At 69.1% G+C, this 14,876-nt stretch carries 19 protein-coding genes; 8 read left to right on the top strand and 11 right to left on the bottom strand.

The annotated features are described in order from the left end of the window. Positions 1 to 24 precede the first annotated feature (24 nt). Genes J2X20_RS11050 through J2X20_RS11070 form a run of 5 tightly spaced genes read right to left on the bottom strand, consistent with a single transcriptional unit; the run spans position 25 to position 3,617 of the window. Complete coding sequence (locus J2X20_RS11050; protein ID WP_310264398.1) at positions 25 to 798, bottom strand: amino acid ABC transporter ATP-binding protein; 774 nt, start codon at positions 796 to 798, stop codon at positions 25 to 27. Continuing rightward, positions 782 to 1,435 (bottom strand): amino acid ABC transporter permease, encoded by a 654-nt coding sequence (locus J2X20_RS11055; protein WP_310264400.1) that lies wholly within the window; start codon positions 1,433 to 1,435, stop codon positions 782 to 784. The genes J2X20_RS11050 and J2X20_RS11055 overlap by 17 nt, the downstream gene beginning before the upstream one ends. Continuing rightward, positions 1,428 to 2,102: an amino acid ABC transporter permease gene (locus J2X20_RS11060; RefSeq protein ID WP_310264403.1), complete on the bottom strand. Its 675-nt coding sequence runs from the start codon at positions 2,100 to 2,102 to the stop codon at positions 1,428 to 1,430. Before J2X20_RS11060 ends, J2X20_RS11055 begins: the two co-directional genes overlap by 8 nt. 7 nt (positions 2,103 to 2,109) lie before the next feature. Beyond that, positions 2,110 to 2,898: a transporter substrate-binding domain-containing protein gene (locus tag J2X20_RS11065; protein WP_310264406.1), complete on the bottom strand. Its 789-nt coding sequence runs from the start codon at positions 2,896 to 2,898 to the stop codon at positions 2,110 to 2,112. After that, positions 2,895 to 3,617: a GntR family transcriptional regulator gene (locus J2X20_RS11070; protein ID WP_310264409.1), complete on the bottom strand. Its 723-nt coding sequence runs from the start codon at positions 3,615 to 3,617 to the stop codon at positions 2,895 to 2,897. Before J2X20_RS11070 ends, J2X20_RS11065 begins: the two co-directional genes overlap by 4 nt. Positions 3,618 to 3,798: 181 nt before the next feature. Between J2X20_RS11070 and J2X20_RS11075 the strand changes: the two genes are divergently transcribed. Beyond that, positions 3,799 to 4,584, top strand: coding sequence for an SDR family NAD(P)-dependent oxidoreductase (locus tag J2X20_RS11075; protein ID WP_310264412.1), 786 nt, complete (start codon positions 3,799 to 3,801; stop codon positions 4,582 to 4,584). Here the strand turns inward: J2X20_RS11075 and J2X20_RS11080 are convergent. Together J2X20_RS11080 and J2X20_RS11085 are read right to left on the bottom strand one after the other, a co-directional pair. Beyond that, positions 4,581 to 5,525, bottom strand: a complete 945-nt coding sequence (locus tag J2X20_RS11080; RefSeq protein ID WP_310264414.1) for an alpha/beta hydrolase — start codon at positions 5,523 to 5,525, stop codon at positions 4,581 to 4,583. The two genes, J2X20_RS11075 and J2X20_RS11080, sit on opposite strands and share 4 nt — an antisense overlap. Positions 5,526 to 5,709: 184 nt before the next feature. Beyond that, positions 5,710 to 6,279, bottom strand: a complete 570-nt coding sequence (locus J2X20_RS11085; RefSeq protein ID WP_310264417.1) for a dihydrofolate reductase family protein — start codon at positions 6,277 to 6,279, stop codon at positions 5,710 to 5,712. Positions 6,280 to 6,454: 175 nt separating this feature from the next. On the opposite strand from J2X20_RS11085, the gene J2X20_RS11090 reads away from it, so the two are divergent. From J2X20_RS11090 to J2X20_RS11110, 5 genes are all read left to right on the top strand, one after another. After that, positions 6,455 to 7,003 carry a cysteine hydrolase family protein gene (locus J2X20_RS11090; RefSeq protein ID WP_310264419.1) on the top strand — a complete coding sequence of 183 codons (549 nt, stop codon included), beginning with the start codon at positions 6,455 to 6,457 and terminating at the stop codon, positions 7,001 to 7,003. 2 nt (positions 7,004 to 7,005) lie between these two features. Continuing rightward, positions 7,006 to 7,683: a response regulator transcription factor gene (locus J2X20_RS11095; protein ID WP_310264421.1), complete on the top strand. Its 678-nt coding sequence runs from the start codon at positions 7,006 to 7,008 to the stop codon at positions 7,681 to 7,683. After that, positions 7,680 to 9,017, top strand: coding sequence for an ATP-binding protein (locus J2X20_RS11100; RefSeq protein ID WP_310264423.1), 1,338 nt, complete (start codon positions 7,680 to 7,682; stop codon positions 9,015 to 9,017). Before J2X20_RS11095 ends, J2X20_RS11100 begins: the two co-directional genes overlap by 4 nt. Positions 9,018 to 9,094: 77 nt before the next feature. After that, on the top strand, positions 9,095 to 9,484 hold the full coding sequence (locus J2X20_RS11105; RefSeq protein WP_310264425.1) for a hypothetical protein: 390 nt from the start codon (positions 9,095 to 9,097) through the stop codon (positions 9,482 to 9,484). 105 nt (positions 9,485 to 9,589) lie between these two features. Beyond that, on the top strand, positions 9,590 to 11,137 hold the full coding sequence (locus J2X20_RS11110) for a Do family serine endopeptidase (protein WP_310264427.1): 1,548 nt from the start codon (positions 9,590 to 9,592) through the stop codon (positions 11,135 to 11,137). A gap of 117 nt (positions 11,138 to 11,254) precedes the next feature. On the opposite strand, the gene J2X20_RS11115 is transcribed toward J2X20_RS11110, so the two are convergent. Beyond that, the gene (locus J2X20_RS11115; RefSeq protein ID WP_310264428.1) at positions 11,255 to 11,416 is read right to left on the bottom strand and encodes a hypothetical protein; all 162 of its coding nucleotides are present in this window, start codon (positions 11,414 to 11,416) and stop codon (positions 11,255 to 11,257) included. A 3-nt stretch (positions 11,417 to 11,419) separates the two neighbouring features. On the opposite strand from J2X20_RS11115, the gene J2X20_RS11120 reads away from it, so the two are divergent. Continuing rightward, a complete protein-coding gene (locus J2X20_RS11120) occupies positions 11,420 to 11,716 on the top strand; it encodes a hypothetical protein (protein ID WP_310264430.1) in 297 nt (98 codons plus the stop codon). 6 nt (positions 11,717 to 11,722) lie between these two features. Continuing rightward, complete coding sequence (locus tag J2X20_RS11125; protein WP_310264432.1) at positions 11,723 to 12,592, top strand: hypothetical protein; 870 nt, start codon at positions 11,723 to 11,725, stop codon at positions 12,590 to 12,592. Positions 12,593 to 12,599: 7 nt separating this feature from the next. Here J2X20_RS11125 and J2X20_RS11130 read toward each other — a convergent pair whose 3' ends face one another. Genes J2X20_RS11130 through J2X20_RS11140 form a run of 3 tightly spaced genes read right to left on the bottom strand, consistent with a single transcriptional unit; the run spans position 12,600 to position 14,838 of the window. After that, on the bottom strand, positions 12,600 to 13,214 hold the full coding sequence (locus tag J2X20_RS11130) for a glutathione S-transferase family protein (protein ID WP_310264434.1): 615 nt from the start codon (positions 13,212 to 13,214) through the stop codon (positions 12,600 to 12,602). A 13-nt stretch (positions 13,215 to 13,227) separates the two neighbouring features. After that, positions 13,228 to 14,079 carry a bile acid:sodium symporter family protein gene (locus J2X20_RS11135; protein WP_310264437.1) on the bottom strand — a complete coding sequence of 284 codons (852 nt, stop codon included), beginning with the start codon at positions 14,077 to 14,079 and terminating at the stop codon, positions 13,228 to 13,230. A gap of 3 nt (positions 14,080 to 14,082) precedes the next feature. Beyond that, positions 14,083 to 14,838, bottom strand: a complete 756-nt coding sequence (locus tag J2X20_RS11140; RefSeq protein ID WP_310264440.1) for a class II aldolase/adducin family protein — start codon at positions 14,836 to 14,838, stop codon at positions 14,083 to 14,085. Positions 14,839 to 14,876 lie beyond the last annotated feature (38 nt).

Genomic DNA, 14,876 nt, shown 5'->3' on the forward strand with positions numbered 1-14,876 from the left:
GTGTCGAGCGGGCAATCGGGGTGCCTAGTCGTGCAGCGAAGACAGGAACTGCTTCAGCTCGGGCGTCTTGGGCGCTCCGAACAACTCGACCGGATGCCCCATCTCGTGCACGCGGCCCTGGTGCATGAAGACGACGCGGTCGGCCACCTTGCGGGCGAAGGCCATCTCGTGCGTGACCATCAACAGCGTCATGCCGTCGTCGGCCAGGGCCTCGACGACGCGCAGCACCTCGCCCACCAGCTCGGGGTCCAGGGCCGAGGTGATCTCGTCGCACAACAGTACGGCCGGCTCCATGGCCAGGGCCCGCGCAATGGCCACGCGCTGCTGCTGGCCGCCGGAGAGCTGGTCGGGCATGGCGTCGAACTTCTCGGCCAGGCCGACGCGGGCCAGCAGCTCGCGCGCCTGCTCCGCCGCGTCTGCTTGACTGCGCTGCTTCACCAGCGTCGGTGCCAGCATCACGTTGCGGCCGACGCTCAGATGGGGAAACAGGTTGAAGCCCTGGAAGATCATGCCGACCTGCTGGCGCAGCTCGCGCATGGCCATGGCGCTCTCGTAGAGCAGGGGCTTGCCGTTGACGGTCAGCGAGCCGTCCTGGAACTGCTCCAGCCCGTTGATGCAGCGCAGCAGCGTGCTCTTGCCCGAGCCGCTCTTGCCGATGATGGCGATGACCTCGCCGCGCGCGACGTCCAGGTCGATGCCCTTGAGCACCTCGTGGGTGCCGTAGGACTTGCGCAGCGCGGTGATGCGCACCATGGGGGCGCGCGGTGCCGGCTGCAGATCATCAAGTTGGGCGGCCATGAGCTTTGCCTTCCAGATGTTGAGCGAAGAGGCTGACCGGGAAGCACAGCGCGAAATACAGCAGCGCCACGCAGCCGAACACGAGGAAGGGCTTGAAGCTGGCATTGGAGATCATGCTGCCGGCCTTGGTCAGCTCGACAAACCCGATGACTGAAGCAAGCGCCGTGCCCTTGATGACCTGAACCAGGAAGCCCACCGTCGGCGCGATGGCCAGGCGCGCAGCCTGCGGCAGGATGACGTGGCGCAGCTGCTCGCCGAAGGAGAGCGCCAGGCTGCGCGCCGCCTCCCACTGGCCGCGCGGCACGGCGTCGACACAGCCCCGCCAGATCTCGACGAGATAGGCGCTGGTGTAGAGCGTCAGCGCCAGCGCCGCGGCAGTCCAGGCCGAGACCTCGATGCCCAGCAGAGCCAGGCCGAAATAGGCCAGGAAGAGCTGCATCAGCAGCGGCGTGCCCTGGAAGAGCTGCACATACAGCGAGATGGCGCGCCGTGTGCGCGCACCGAGGCCGATACGCAGCGTCAGCAGCAGGCCGCCCACGAGGCCGCCGCCGATGAAGGCAATGGCCGACAGGGCCACCGTCCAGCGCAGGGCCAGCAGCAGGTTGCGCACGATGTCCCAGAGCGTGAACTCAACCATGGCGGCGCCCCCTGCCGAAGATGAAGCGCGGGCCGGCCCACATCAGCAGCTGGCGCGCCGCGATGGCCAGGGCCAGATAGGTCAGCGTCGCGATGATGAAGGCCTCGAAGGCGCGGAAGTTGCGGCTCTGGATCAGGTTGGCCGCATAGCTCAGCTCCTCGGTGGAGATCTGGCCGCAGACGGCCGAGCCCAGCATGACGATGATGATCTGGCTCGTCATGGCCGGCCAGACGCGCTGCAGGGCCGGCGGCAGCACGACGCGGGTGAAGACCTGCACGGGGCTGAGCGCCAGGCTCTGCGCCGCCTCCCATTGCCCGCGCGGCGTAGCCTGGATGCCGGCGCGCAGGATCTCGGTGCCGTAGGCGCCGAGGTTCAAGGTCATCGCGATCAGCGAGGCGGCTTGCGGCGACAGCTTCACGCCCGCGGCCGGCAGGCCGAAGAAGATGAAGAAGAGCTGCACGATGAAGGGCGTGTTGCGCAGCAGCTCGACATAGGCGCCGAGCAGCCGGCGCAGCCAGACGGGACCGCTGGCGCGCGACCAGGCGCCCAGCGTCGCGATCAGCAGACCCAGCGGCGTCGCGACCAGCGTGAGACCCAGCGTCCAGGCCAGCCCCTTCAGCAGCAGCGGCCATTCGGCCAGCACCGCGAGGAAGTCAAAGCTGATCATGGTGATCTCAGAGCGGGAGATCGCCGGTGCCGCGGCCCAGCCACTTCTTGGACAGGGCCTCCAGCTCGCCCGCCGCCTTGGCCGCCGCGATGATGTCGTTGACCTTGGCCAGCAGCGCGTCCTCGCCCTTCATCACGCCGACGAAGCAGGGGCTGTCCTTGAGCAGCAGCTTGTATTCGGTGTTCAGCCCCGGATTGCGCTGCATCAGGTTGCCGGCGACGGCCGCGCTGGTGGCCAGCAGCTGGGTCTGGCCGGCGGCAAAGGCGGCGATGGTGGCGTTGTTGTCCTCGAAGCGCTTGTATTCCAGCGTGGCCGGTGCGACCTTGGCCAGCTCCTGGTCCTCCATGGCGCCGCGCGTCACGGCCACGCTCTTGCCGGCCAGGTCGGCCCAGCTCTTGATGGGCAGGCTCTTGGCCGCAAACACCGCCTGGTAGAAGGGCGCGTAGGCGGCGCTGAAGTTGATGACCTTCTCGCGCTCGGGGTTCTTGCCCAGCGTCGAGATGACCAGGTCGGCCTTCCTGGTTTGCAGATAGGGGATGCGGTTGGCGCTGGTCACCGGCACCAGCTCGGCCTTCACACCCAGCTTGGCCGCGATGAGCTGGGCCACCGCGACGTCCAGGCCCTGGGGCGCCATGTCGGGGCCGACAAAGCCATAGGGCGGGTAGTCGGTCGGGATGGCAATTCTGATGGTCTTGCTCTTGGTGATGGTGTCCAGCGCGGTCTGGGCCTGGGCGGCCACGGCCAGCAGGCTCAGGCCGGCGATCAGGGTCAGGCGGCGGGAAAGCGTCAGGGTCATAGCAGGGCTCCTAGGTAAGCAGGATCAGCGGATTCGACGGAGGGGGACGTGGGAAGGGGCGCGAGGGCTTCGCGCAACTGCTGCAGCGGGTCGTCATCAGCGGGCAGGCGCAGGGCGGCCTGCACGCTGCTGAGGTGCTCAGCCATCAGCGCCTCGGCGCGGGTGCTGTCACCGGCCGCCAGCGCGGCGACGATGGCGACATGGTCCTGGCAGGACAGGGCCGCGTCGTGGGAGGACTGGTAGCGCATCGCGATCAGCGTCGTGCGCGCCGTGAAGTCGCGCAGCGTGTCGGCCAGCAGGCTGTTGCCCAGGCATTCGGCCAGGCAGACATGGAAGTCGCCGAGCAGGAAGCTGCGCGTGCCGACGTCGTCGCCGCGCAGGGCCGCCTGCTCCTGCTGCAGATGCTGCTTCAGGCGCGTGACCGCTTCGGGCGGCAATTGCGGCTGGCCGCGGATCAGCCCCAGCTCGATGACGCGGCGTGCTTCGAAGGCCTCGCGCACCTCGTCGGGGCTCGGCGCGATCAGATACCAGCCGCGCCTTGCACTGACCGTGACGATGCCGCGCGCCGCCAGCCGGGTCAGTGCCTCGCGCACGATGGTGCGGCTGCAGTCGAACAGCATCGCGAGCTGCTGCTCCCCCAGGCGGGCGCCGGGCGCGAGCTTCTGCGCGAGCACCGCTTCAACGATGCGCTGGCTGATGTCGGTGGCGGAGATGCCCATGGCGGGTCATTCGCAGCTTCCATGCCAGCGCTCATCTGGCTTGTATGCAAACCCTGTGCACAAATCTGGGCCGCATTGCCGCCCCGCCTGCACTGGCTCGGTGCGGAACAGCCCCAAGGCGAATCGGGCTGTTCCGCATCGGCTACACCAGCGACGGACTCACCCCGCCGAAAGGATCGTCATGGACCTGCAACTGAAGAACCGCCTCGCCCTGGTTTCCGGCAGTACAGCCGGCATTGGCCACGCCATTGCCCAGGCACTGGCCGCCGAGGGTGCGCGCGTCATCGTCAATGGGCGCAAGCAGGCCGCGGTCGACGAGGCCGTGGCCGGCATTGAGGCCGCCACCGGAAACAAGGTGCTGGGTTTTGCCGGCGACCTGAGCCAGGCCGAGGTCGCCGAGGCCCTGGTACGCCAGCACCCGGGCATCGAAATCCTGGTCAACAACCTCGGCATCTTCGAGGCCAAGCCCTTCGAGGACATCCCCGACGCCGACTGGCAGCGCTTCTTCGACGTCAATGTGCTCAGCGGCGTGCGCCTGGCGCGGTTGGTGCTGCCGGCCATGAAGGCGGCCGACTGGGGCCGCATCGTCTTCATCTCCAGCGAGAGTGCCGTGCAGATTCCGGCCGAGATGGTTCACTACGGCATGACCAAGACCGCCCAGCTCGCCGTCTCGCGCGGCCTGGCCGAGTCACTCGCCGGCACCGGCATCACCGTCAACAGCGTGCTGCCCGGCCCGACGCGCTCGCGCGGCGTCAACGACTTCGTCGAGCAGGTCTCCCAGGGCAAGAGCTTTGCCGAGTTCGAGACCGAGTTCTTCGAGAAGGTCAGGCCCACCTCGCTGATCAAGCGCTTCGCCACGCCCGAGGAGGTGGCTTCCCTGGTGGCCTATGTCGCCAGCCCGCTGGCCTCGGCCACGACGGGCGCGGCGCTGCGGGTGGATGGGGGGACGACGAAGAGCGCGTTCTAGGCGAGCGCCTTGGCCAGGATAGGCAGGCTGACGTCCATCCGGTAGTCGACTGCCGTATGGTCGTCGCTGAATTCCTCGTAGACATGCGCGACGTCCAGGGCGGCAAGCCGCTTGTGCATCCGCCTGGCGCCATAGACCAGGTTGTATTGGTCGACGTCGCCGCAGTCGATGTACAAGGCCTTGAGCGCCGTCAATCCACGCCCGTGTTCTTCGACGAGCGTCAACGGGTCCCAGGCCATCCAGTTCGCCCAGCGCTCGGGAATCAGCTCGCAGGTATCTAGAGTCACCGGCAGGCGCACACCGTAGGGCGCTGAAGGATCCGGGTCAAAGCTCGCCGCCTGAGCCAGCATCATGAGGATGTGAACGTCGCTGTCCTTGACCTTCCTGGCCTGCCAGAAGGCGTCGATCCAGCCGCCGATGTCGGGCGCCTTGGCGAGTGCGCGCAGCACGGGCACGAATTCGTGCCGAAAGAGCAACTCGAAGCCCATGTCGCCGGAATGCACGGCCGCCGCACTCCAGAAGTCCGGATGCAGCAGCGCATGGACCATGGCCCCGTAGCCGCCGCTTGACTTGCCGAAGATGCCTCGCCGGCCCGGGCCGCCGCAGCCCAACTTGGCCTCGACGAAGGGCACCGCCTCGGCGCGCAGGAAATCGTCCCAGCGTCCTACCGCGGCCGAGTTCACATATTGATTGCCGCCAAGGCGGGTGAAGCAGTCGGGGAAGGCCACGACGACGGGCGGCATGGCGCCGGTCGCAATCAAGCGGTCAAGCCGCTCGGGCACGTTCTCGCCGAAATTCTTCCAGTTGGTGTGCGCCGGCCCGCCGGCGGTGAATCCCACCACGTCGACCAGCAGCGGCAGGCCGCGCCCGTCATGCCCCGCCGGAACGTAGACGTCGATCGCGCGCCGGGTGGGGTCACCCAGCAGATTGCCAGCGAGCACCTGGCTGTCAATGGCCAGGCGATGGACCGTGCCGGCGGCCAGGTTTGAGGTTGTGCGCATCTGGGTTCTTGCCTATCGATCGAAGGGCCCTATTGTTCGCGCGCTGCCGGCTGGCGGCTCGCCGACCGAGAATTGAGCCGAGCCGCGAAGTGGCTTGGGCTTGAATTGTTGGGCGCCACCCCGCTCAGCGCCGAACGCGATAGCGGATGTGCGTGGCATCCGGTGTGTCGATCACCCGAACGATCTCCAGCTCGATCTGCGCAGGCAACAACTCGAACAGCCGTCGACCGCCACCGAACAGGACAGGGATCTGATGGATCTGCAACTCGTCCAGCACACCGGCCTCAAGTGCCCGTTGCGCTGTGTACGCGCCGAGCATCAGCACGTTGAGTTCGCCGGCGGCGGCCTTCGCCTGAGCCATCGCGCTCTCGATTCCGTCGCGCACATACGTCACCAACGGATAGTTCGCGACGGATGGGCCGGGCGGCCGGTGGCTGGGCACGAAGATCGGGACACCGTGGTTGTCCCCGCCCCAGTGATCGATTTGCTCCACGGTACGCCGGCCCGCCACTATCGAACCCGGCTTGTTCCACTCGTCCCACAATTCTCCGACGGCCCCGGACGGCCGGGAGAAGTCCCCGTACCACTCGTGCAGCCGGTCGAAGGCATCGCCTCCGGGATTGCCGACTTCGTCGTTCGGACCAGCGATATATCCGTCGAGCGACATTGACATGAACAGTACCGATGCAGACATTTGCGTCTCCTGCGCTCTCGAAAGAATGGGGTTGTATCTGTACGACGAGCCAGGAGCAGCAGAATCGACAGGGTCGCTTCGGATTTTTGCGGGCTTGGACGCACGGTCACAACCGTCCCTGCGAGGGGTGCAGGCTTAGCCACCTGCTGCCACGCCCTCGTTCAAACTCCTGCCCATGCCCGTTCTCCTCATCATCGACATGCAAGTCGGCATGACCTGGCCCCCATCGGGTGTTCGCAACAACCCGCAGGCTGAAGACAACATTGCTCGCCTGCTCGACCGCTGGCGCCATGCCGGCGCGCCCGTCGTGCATGTCCGACACATCTCACGCACGCCCGGCTCGCCTTTCTGGCCCGGCCAGCCGGGCGCCGAGTTCCAACCGGCCCTGACGCCGCGCGACGAAGAGCATGTGGTCGAGAAGAACGTGCCCGATGCCTTCACCCACAGCGGCCTGGAGCGCTGGCTGCATGCGCGCGGCCATCGCGCCCTGGTCATTGCCGGCGTCAGCACCAACAACTCGGTCGAGGCCACCGCCCGCAGTGCCGGCAACCTGGGTTTCCAGACCCATGTGGTGGCCGATGCCTGCTTCGCCTTCGGCAAGACCGATCTGCGCGGCGTGGACCACCCCGCCGAGGAGGTGCACCAGATGGCACTGGCCAATCTGCAGGGCGAGTACGCCACGATCATCGACACCGAGGCGGCCGCCGCGCTGCTAGCCCGCTAGCCATGCGACTGCTGCTTGTTGAAGACGACCCCATGATCGGTGACAGCCTGCGCGAGGCCCTGCGCCGCCAGGGCTTTGCGGCCGACTGGGTGCGCGACGGCCAGGCCGCCGACGCCGTGCTGGCCAGCGGCGAACGCTTCGACGCCGTGCTGCTGGACCTGGGCCTGCCCAAGCGCGGCGGCATCGACGTGCTGAAGAGCCTGCGCGCCCGCGGTGACGCAACACCCGTCATCGTGCTGACCGCGCGCGACGCGCTGACGGACAAGGTCGCGGGTCTGGACGCCGGCGCCGATGACTACCTCGTCAAGCCCTTCGAGCTGGACGAGCTGCTGGCGCGGCTGCGTGCCGTCACGCGCCGCCAGAGCGGGCGCACCGACACGGCCCTGGCCGTGGCCGACCTGCGCCTGGACCCGGCCACCCGCGAGGTCACGCGCGCCGGCCGCCCCATCCTGCTGTCGGCGCGCGAGTTCGCGCTGCTGGAGGCCCTGCTGGAGCGCCCCGGCGCCATCGTGTCGCGCGCCCAGCTCGAGGACCGCCTCTATGGCTGGGGCGAGGAGTTGGAGAGCAACGCCATCAGCGTCTATATGCACCAGTTGCGCAAGAAGCTGGGCGCCGACCTGCTGCACACGGTGCGCGGGCTGGGCTACTACGCCGGCCCTGAAAAAGGTGGCGCGTCATGAAGTGGCTGGGCACGCTGCGCGGCCGCCTCTTCGCGCTGCTGGCCATCCTGGGCGCCGTGACGGCGCTGGCGGTTGCGGGCGCCACCTACATCAGCGTGAGGGCCGAGGCCGACGAGTTGTTCGACTACCAGTTGCGCCAGACGGCGCTGTCGCTGCGCGACCAGGGCCGCATCGCCGGTGAGGAGGCCGCCGCCCTCGCCGATCCCAGCCTGGACTATCTGGTGCAGATCTGGTCGGTGCAGGGCCTGGAGATCTATTCCAGCCGGCCCCAGGGCATGACCGAGGCGCTGCCGGCACGCGCGGTGCTGGGTTACTCCAACCTGCACCTGGCCGGCCAGGACTGGCGGGTCTTCAGCGCGGCGACGCCGCTGCGCGTCGTGCAGGTCGCGCAGCCGCTGGCCGTGCGTCAGCGGCTGGCCGCCGTCGCCGCGCTGCGCAGCGTCGTGCCCGTGGCCGTGGCCCTGCCGCTGGTCGCGGCTGCCATCTGGTGGCTGCTGGGTGTGTCGTTGGCACCGCTGGCCCGCGTCACCCGTGCGGCTCAGGCCGGTGGCGCCAATGCGCTGCAACCGCTGCCCACCACCGGCCTGCCCGGCGAGGTCGCGCCGCTGGTGGAGGCCTTCAACGATCTGTTGGGGCGGCTGTCCTCCGCGTTCGAGGCCCAGCGCAGCTTTGTCGCCGACGCAGCGCATGAACTGCGCTCGCCGCTGACGGCCCTGAAGCTGCAACTCGGCCTGCTGCGCGATGCGGCACCGGGCCAGGAGCAGGACGCCTCCATCGCCCGCCTGCGCGGCGGTATCGACCGTGCCGTCCACCTTGTCGAGCAGTTGCTGGCCCTGGCCCGCGCCGAGCCCGGCGCCGCCGCGGTGCAGTTGCCGCTGGACCTGACCGAGCTGGCCCGCCAGGCCGTGGCCGACGTACAGCCGCTGGCCGACAAGGCGGGCGTCGCCCTCTCGCTGACCGCCCCCGACCCCTTGCCACTGACCGGCGACCCGCAGGCCCTGCGCGGCGCCCTGCGCAACCTCATCGACAACGCGGTGAAGTACGGCGCCCGGACCGTGCAGGTGAGCGCCCTGCGCGGCCCGCGCGGAGCGCCGCTGCTGCGTGTGGACGACGACGGCCCGGGCATCCCGCTGGAGGCGCGCGAGCGCGTCTTCGACCGCTTCCAGCGCGGTGAGCACTCGGCGGTCGAAGGCAGCGGCCTGGGCCTGGCCATCGTGCAGGCGGCGGCGCGGCAGCAGGGGGCGAGCGTGACGCTGGACACCTCGCCGGCCGGTGGCCTCCGCGTGGAGATCGCCTGGCCGCTCCATGTGGCGCAGGAGCATCGTCCAACTTGAGGACGGCCCGGCCAGGCCCGGCTCGCAATTTGGTTTGCATGACTGTATAAATACACAGCATCAACCGGAGCAAAGCCATGACTCCTCACGAAGCCCAGCGCGTGATCGATGCCCTTGCCGATGGCGCAGACCCGGACACCGGCGAGCTCTTCCCGGAAGAAAGCATTCTTCTGAAGCCTGCCGTGATCCGCGCCCTGTTCCTGGCGTCGCGAGCCCTGGAAGCCGCGCGCAACACGGCCGCTGCGGCCAGGGAGCAGCCAGCCCAGGCCGGCAAGCCTTGGTCAAAGGAAGAAGATCAACGCCTGCTCGATGCCTTTGATCGAGGTGACGATCTGGCGGCGCTGACCGCATCACATGCCCGCTCCAAGGGCGGCATTGCCTCCCGGCTGGTTCACCTGGGCCGCATCAAGGAGAGGGCCGAGATCAGGACTCGAGGCAAGGTTGAGGCGCCGGCCGCGGCGCCTTGAGGCGCGTCCTAATCTTCGCCTCACCTTCGCCTCATCGAGCGCTCATCTGGCGTCCCCAGACTCCCGGCATCGGCTGCAACCGCAGCTCTGCCTGAGGAACCCTCGATGACCCAGACCGCCAAGACCACGTTGATCGCCACTGCTGCTGCGCTGCTGGCCGCCGGCGTCACCGTGACCACGACCGCCTCCGGCTGGACCGCGCCCGCCTGGCTGCACGGCAGCAAGGCCCCGGTCAGCGCTCCAGTGGCTGGCGAAGCCACGCCCGCCGCCACTGCGGCCACCGTCACCGCCGCCACCACGCTGGCGGCCCCGGCCGTGACCCTGCCGCCGGCCCAGCTGCCCAACTACCGCGCCATCGTGCAGACCCAGGGCCCGGCCGTCGTTGGCATCACCGTGGCCGGCCTGCACAAGGTCGGCAATGACGACGACGGCGACGACGCTCCCGTGGCGCGTGGCCGCGACGACGACAGCGATCCCTTCTTCCGCTTCTTCCGCGGCATCCCGGGCCTGCGCATGCCTCAGCAGGGGCCGCAGCCCTTCCGCGGCCAGGGCTCGGGCTTCATCATCAGCCCCGACGGCCTGGTGCTGACCAACGCCCACGTCGTGCGCGACGCCAAGCAGGTCACCGTCAAGCTCAGCGACCGCCGCGAGTTCTCGGCCAAGGTGCTGGGCAGCGACCCGGCCACCGACATTGCCGTGCTCAAGCTCGACGCCAAGAACCTGCCTACGGTGCAGCTCGGCGACCCGCGCCAGGTGCAGGTCGGCGACTATGTGCTGGCTATCGGCGCGCCCTACGGCTTCGAGCAGACGGCCACCCAGGGCATCGTCAGCGCCAAGGGCCGCTCGCTGCCGGGCGACAGCGTCGTGCCCTTCATCCAGACCGACGCGGCGGTGAACCCCGGCAACTCCGGCGGCCCGCTGTTCGATGCGGCCGGCCGTGTCGTCGGCGTCAATGCGCAGATCTATTCGCAGAGCGGCGGCTTCCAGGGCCTGGCCTTCTCCATCCCCGTGGACGTGGCCCTGAAGGTCAAGGACCAGATCGTCGCCCACGGCAAGGTCGAGCATGCCCGCCTGGGCGTCACGCTGCAGGACCTGAGCGCGCCGCTGGCCTCGTCCTTCGGCCTGGGCGCACCCGACGGCGCCCTGGTGTCCAGCGTGCAGCCCGACAGCGCCGCCGCCAAGGCCGGCCTGAAGGCGGGTGACGTCATCACCGCCATCGACGGCGAGCCGGTGCGCGTGGCCGGCGACGTGTCCAGCCGCGTCGGCCTGGCCCGCCCCGGCGACAAGCTCAAGCTGGAGCTGTGGCGCGACAAGTCTCGCGTCAGCGAGACCGTCAGCCTGGGCCGTGCGGACAAGGACACCCAGGAGGCCAGCGCCTCGCCGCAAGGCGGCTCGCTGGGCCTGGCCCTGCGCCCGCTGGAGCGCCAGGAGCTGCGCGGCTCGGGCCTGGACCATGGCCTGCTCATCGAGCGCGTGACCGGCCCGGCCCAGCTGGCCGGCGTGCAGCCCGGCGACGTGCTGCTGGCCATGAACGGCAAGCCGGTGCAGAGCGTCGAGCAGGTGCGCGAGGCGCTGAAGGGCAAGCCGGCCTCGGTGGCCCTGCTGGTGGCGCGCGACGGCCAGCAGATCTTCGTGCCGGTGCGCCTGGGCTGATCCGGCTTCCTTCGACGGCAGGGGTGGTCATGCGACGCCCCGCACCTGGCCCGCGAGCTTCACCGCCGCGGGCTTTTCTTCTTCGACGCACAGACCAGGGTGTGCCCAGGTGAAAACTCACCCGGCACATGAAGTCGGCAGCTCCCCGGCGACCGCCGACTGAGCTAGGCTGCGTGCCTCGCATGCACGCGGAGGCGTCCCCTGGAAATCCTGCTCGAACTGCTGCTCGAACTCATCTTCCAGGTCTTTGGCGAACTGCTGGTCGAGCTCGGCCTGCACGCGGTGGCCGAGCCGTTTCGCAAAGAGCCCAATATCTGGGTGGCCGTGCTCGGCTATCTGCTGCTGGGCGGCATCGTCGGCGCATTGAGCCTGTGGCTGATGCCCCAGCATCTGACGCGCGACGGCTGGCCGCGCCTGATCAATCTGGTCGTCACGCCGGTCATCGCCGGCTTCGCGATGACGCTGATGGGCCTGTGGCGAGCCCGGCGTGGCGACCCCGTGCTGCGCATCGATCGCTTCGCCTGCGGCTATCTGTTTGCGCTGACACTGGCCGTCGTGCGCTACAACTTCGCAAGCTGACACGCCATGGACGCCGTCCGCTGGATCCTCATCCTCCTCGCCATTGGCGCTGCCGCCGCCGCGGCGCTGTGGATGGCGCTGAGCGGGCCGGCCGCCAGCCCGACCTCCGCGCCGCAGTCCACGACGGTGGCGGCCTTGCCCTTGAATCTGCCGGCGGCATCCACGGTCCCAGCGGCGCCTGCCAGCAGCCCTCCTGCACGCGGCGCGTCTGCTGCAGTCGCGCCCGTGCCTGCCGCCAAGCCGGCCGCGCCGCGCGTCGGCTCCGAAGGCTATGGCCCCTACATCGACCGCGCCATGGCCAGCAACGACGCCGCCGCGGCCTGGGAGGCCATGCAGTGGCTGCAGCTGTGCACCTCCAACGCGGACCGGCGCGCCAGCTTCGAGCAGGTCCGCAGCATGGGGGTGTCGCCGGAGATGATGACGCAGCTGATGCAGGAGGCCGATGCCGAGGGGCGGCGCTGCCAGACCGTCACCGCCCGGCACCAGGCCATGCTGGGCGACCTGGCCTTGCGCGCCATGCGCGGCGGCGTGCGCGAAGCGGCCGCGAAGTACGCGGGCGTGACGCCGCCGGACGATCTGGCGCCCGCCCTGCGCCAGGAAGTGCTGGACACCATGCGCCGCGATGCCCGTTCCGGCCATGCCGGCAGCCTGTTCGACGCCGTCATCGCGCCGGACGCCTGGGGCCTGGACGATGCGGAGAAGCTGGGCTATCTGTTCGCCTATGGCGAGCTGACCGGCAAGCAGGGCAAGGAGCTGGTCCTGCAGCTGATGCAGCAGAAGGTCATCCGCCTCAAGGGCCCGCCCACCGCTGAACAACTGGCCGCCGCCAAGGTCAGCGGCCAACAGATCATCGAGACCCTGCGCGCCAAGCCCTGACCGGCCGTCAAGGCATGCCGTTGTCGACGAACTCGGCAAAGCCGGGGCGGCTGCCCAGGCGCTGCATCCAGGCCTGCACAGCCGGCAGTTCCACCCGCTCGATGGGCGCGTTCTTCCAGCGCTGGGTCGACAGGCCCAGCACGATGTCGGCCAGCGTGAAGTCGTCGCCGCAGACATGGGCGCCGGTGCGCGCCAGCTGCGCCTCCAGCATGCCCATATGCCGGTTCCAGCTCGCCACGCCGGCCGCGATGGCTTCGGGCGTGGCCGGCTGGCCGCGCACCAGGGCCATGAAGGCGACGCGCCAGCTGTTGTTCAGCTCACCGGCCTGCCAGTCCATCCACTGCTCGACCCGGGCGCGCGCCCGCGCCTCGGTGGGCAGCAGCGTGGTGGCGTAGCGCTGGGTGGCGAGGTAGCGGCAGATGGTGTTGCTCTCCCACAGCGTGAAGTCGCCGTCGACGAGGACGGGAATCAGGCCATTGGGGTTCATGGCCAGATAGCCGGCCTCCTGCGGTGAGCGAAAGCCCGCGCCCCAGTCCTCGCGGTAGAGATCCAGGTCGAGCTGGGCGGCGGTCCACATGACCTTGCGGACGTTGATGGAAGTGAGGCGGCCAAGGAGTTTCATGGCCGCGAGTGTGTCAGCTGGAGCGCTTCAGCCACATCCCGAAGAGCAGCCCCGAGACGTACATGCTGACCGAGTACAGGGCGGCCGGCAGCGCCACCGGGAACTGCTGCAGCACGCCGAGGGCCAGGTAGAGGGCCAGCGTGGAGTTGTGGATGCCCACCTCGAAGCCGATGGCGATGCACAGCGGCCGCGGCAACTTCACCAGCCGCCCCAGCCCATAACCGGCGGCGAGGCTCAGCAGATTGAAGGCCAGCACCGCGCCGCCCAGTTCGCCCGCCGCGCTCATCAACGCCTCACGCTCCTTGGCAATCGCCAGCACCGTCAGCACCACCAGCAGCACGGCCGACAGCGTCTTGACCGGCTTGTCCAGCTTCGCCGCAATGTCGGGCCGCGAGCGATGCACCGCCATGCCGATCAAGACCGGCACGGCGATGACGCCGATGACCTCGACCAGCTTCTGCCAGGGCAGCGGCACGACCTGGCCCCCACCGGCGTAGTGCGCGATGGCCCAGTTGGCGATCAGCGGCAGCGTGACCAGGGACAGCAGGGTGTTCAGCGCCGTCAGCGACAGATTCATGGCCACATGGCCGCCGAACAGATGGCTGAACAGATTGGCCGTGATGCCGCCGGGCGAGGCGGCCAGCAGCATCAGGCCGACGGCATACAGCGGTGGCAGCTCGAAAGCCGCAATGACGCCTACGCAGGCCAGCGGCAGCACGAGGAGCTGCAGCCCCAGGGCCAGCGCGGCGGCGAGCGGGTGCTCGCGCAGGCGGCGGAAATCGTCGACCGTCAATGACAGGCCCAGGCCCGCCATGACGATGGCCAGCGCCGCAAGCAGCGCATTGGTGAGCACGACGGTGGTCATGGCTCAGTCCCGGTGATTGCTGCCCAGGCGGTCCAGCTTGCGCAGCAGCGCCGGCCAGACAAAGGCGCCGCCCAGGCCGCCGGTCTGCACGCGCATGGCTTCGGCCGTGCCGCGCAGGATGGCCGGATGCACCTCGGTCAGCGGGCCGCCACCGCTTTGCGCGGCAAGCTGGATGCGGCAGGTGGCCTCGAAGGCATGCATGGCCAAAAAGGCATCGGCCACCGAGGCGCCCACGGTCAGCAGGCCATGGTTCTTCAGCAGCAGGAAGGTGTTGGCGCCGAGGTCGGCCTGCAGGCGCGGGCCCTCGTCGGGGCGGAAGGCCACGCCCTCGTAGCCATGCGTGCCGAGTGACGCCAGCACGAAGGTGGACTGCTGCGAGATCGGCAGCACGCCGCCGGCCTGGGCGCTGACGGCCACGCCCGCCGTCGTGTGGGTGTGCAGCACGCATTGCACGTCATGCCGCGCCGCATGCACGGCGCCGTGGATGACAAAGCCGGCCGGGTTGACCGGATCAGGGGACTCGATGATCTTGCGGCATTCCGCATCCACCTTGACCAGGCTGCTGGCCGTGATCTCGTCGAACATCAGACCATAGGGGTTGATCAGGAAATGGTGCTCGGGGCCGGGCACACGGGCGCTGATGTGGGTGAAGACCAGGTCGTCCCAGCCCATCCACGCCACCAGGCGGTAGCAGGCGGCCAGATCCTCGCGCAGCTGCCATTCCTCGGCCGAAACCTGTTCGCGCACAGTCGTCGTCATCGCAGTCTCCTGGGGTTGTCGTGCCGCGATTGGGGCAT

The sequence above is a fragment of the Roseateles saccharophilus genome, from assembly GCF_031458095.1.
Lineage (GTDB): Bacteria > Pseudomonadota > Gammaproteobacteria > Burkholderiales > Burkholderiaceae_C > Pelomonas > Pelomonas saccharophila_A.

Excerpts from the sequence above, each read along its gene's own strand:
- J2X20_RS11105 (WP_310264425.1), top strand. The coding sequence starts at position 9,095 with ATGACTCCTCACGAAGCCCAGCGCGTGATCGATGCCCTTGCCGATGGC.
- J2X20_RS11065 (WP_310264406.1), bottom strand. The coding sequence starts at position 2,898 with ATGACCCTGACGCTTTCCCGCCGCCTGACCCTGATCGCCGGCCTGAGC.
- J2X20_RS11130 (WP_310264434.1), bottom strand. The coding sequence starts at position 13,214 with ATGAAACTCCTTGGCCGCCTCACTTCCATCAACGTCCGCAAGGTCATG.
- J2X20_RS11060 (WP_310264403.1), bottom strand. The coding sequence starts at position 2,102 with ATGATCAGCTTTGACTTCCTCGCGGTGCTGGCCGAATGGCCGCTGCTG.
- J2X20_RS11055 (WP_310264400.1), bottom strand. The coding sequence starts at position 1,435 with ATGGTTGAGTTCACGCTCTGGGACATCGTGCGCAACCTGCTGCTGGCC.
- J2X20_RS11075 (WP_310264412.1), top strand. The coding sequence starts at position 3,799 with ATGGACCTGCAACTGAAGAACCGCCTCGCCCTGGTTTCCGGCAGTACA.
- J2X20_RS11070 (WP_310264409.1), bottom strand. The coding sequence starts at position 3,617 with ATGGGCATCTCCGCCACCGACATCAGCCAGCGCATCGTTGAAGCGGTG.
- J2X20_RS11050 (WP_310264398.1), bottom strand. The coding sequence starts at position 798 with ATGGCCGCCCAACTTGATGATCTGCAGCCGGCACCGCGCGCCCCCATG.
- J2X20_RS11100 (WP_310264423.1), top strand. The coding sequence starts at position 7,680 with ATGAAGTGGCTGGGCACGCTGCGCGGCCGCCTCTTCGCGCTGCTGGCC.
- J2X20_RS11085 (WP_310264417.1), bottom strand. The coding sequence starts at position 6,279 with ATGTCTGCATCGGTACTGTTCATGTCAATGTCGCTCGACGGATATATC.
- J2X20_RS11125 (WP_310264432.1), top strand. The coding sequence starts at position 11,723 with ATGGACGCCGTCCGCTGGATCCTCATCCTCCTCGCCATTGGCGCTGCC.
- J2X20_RS11110 (WP_310264427.1), top strand. The coding sequence starts at position 9,590 with ATGACCCAGACCGCCAAGACCACGTTGATCGCCACTGCTGCTGCGCTG.
- J2X20_RS11095 (WP_310264421.1), top strand. The coding sequence starts at position 7,006 with ATGCGACTGCTGCTTGTTGAAGACGACCCCATGATCGGTGACAGCCTG.
- J2X20_RS11140 (WP_310264440.1), bottom strand. The coding sequence starts at position 14,838 with ATGACGACGACTGTGCGCGAACAGGTTTCGGCCGAGGAATGGCAGCTG.
- J2X20_RS11090 (WP_310264419.1), top strand. The coding sequence starts at position 6,455 with ATGCCCGTTCTCCTCATCATCGACATGCAAGTCGGCATGACCTGGCCC.
- J2X20_RS11135 (WP_310264437.1), bottom strand. The coding sequence starts at position 14,079 with ATGACCACCGTCGTGCTCACCAATGCGCTGCTTGCGGCGCTGGCCATC.